This is a genomic window from Neisseria sp. HMSC064E01 (genome assembly GCF_001808875.1).
Classification (GTDB): domain Bacteria; phylum Pseudomonadota; class Gammaproteobacteria; order Burkholderiales; family Neisseriaceae; genus Neisseria; species Neisseria sicca_A.
This window is the reverse complement of sequence record NZ_KV794941.1, coordinates 1,074-1,333: the sequence shown is the minus strand read 5'-3', so window position 1 is coordinate 1,333 and position 260 is coordinate 1,074. Positions and strand designations below refer to the sequence as shown.

Sequence of the window (260 nt, the reverse complement as noted above, 5' to 3'; positions counted from 1 at the left end):
AGGGGCGGACAATGGAATGAAATAGACTTTGACGCGGCAGTATGGACAGTTCCCGCCCAGCGTATGAAGCACGAGAAGACCGCACCGAAACCGCCCCATGCCGTCCCGCTGGCTGACTGGACGCTTGAACTTTTGGCAGAACTGAAAGAGCTTACCGGTAATACGTCATTTCTGTTTCCCAGCAGAACCAAGACGGACGGTTTTATCAGCGACGCAACCATCAGCCGTATCATTGAGCGCATGGGCTACAAAGGCAGAGT

Annotated in this window: 1 pseudogene; it reads left to right on the top strand. The window is 53.8% G+C overall.

The features are described 5' to 3' along the window. Positions 1 to 260: pseudogene (locus tag HMPREF2572_RS07920) on the top strand (integrase); the annotation flags it as partial.